Raw genomic sequence first — 430 nt, 5'->3', positions numbered from 1 at the left:
ATTGTTTGCTTCTGCAATTGATGGATGATTTTCTTGTTGAGATTTCTTATCTTCGCATGGTGTTTCTTTACTACATCCACAACCACTCATAATTATACCCATTAAAAAAATTATAAACTTTGAATATTAGAATCCCTATAGTTACTATAGAGTCAAGAATCTTTGGAAATACTAACTCAATGCATTTAAAAATTGGTGAACTCTCTAAAAAAACCTCATGTTCAGTATTAACAATTAGGTTTTATGAAAAGGAAGGTTTAATTCCGGAACCGGAAAGAACGGAAGGAAATTACCGCCTTTACGATGTAGGCTATGTTGAGCGAATTAAATTTATTTTGAATTGCCGAACTTTAAATATGAGTTTGAATGAAATTCGTCAATTACTTACCTATAAAGACAAACCTGAGAAAAATTGTTCAGATGTGAATGA

At 30.9% G+C, this 430-nt stretch carries 1 protein-coding gene; it reads left to right on the top strand.

The genetic code is table 11. From position 1 onward, the window contains the following. Window positions 1-179: 179 nt before the first annotated feature. Window positions 180-430, top strand: a 251-nt coding sequence (locus WFH18_RS17800; protein ID WP_336755408.1) for a MerR family transcriptional regulator, incomplete at its 3' end; no start/stop codon positions are given.

The organism is Acinetobacter sp. USHLN143 (genome assembly GCF_037145695.1).
Classification (GTDB): Bacteria; Pseudomonadota; Gammaproteobacteria; order Pseudomonadales; family Moraxellaceae; genus Acinetobacter; species Acinetobacter fasciculus.
Note: the sequence above shows the minus strand (reverse complement) of the source record. Positions and strands in the feature narration are given on the sequence as shown.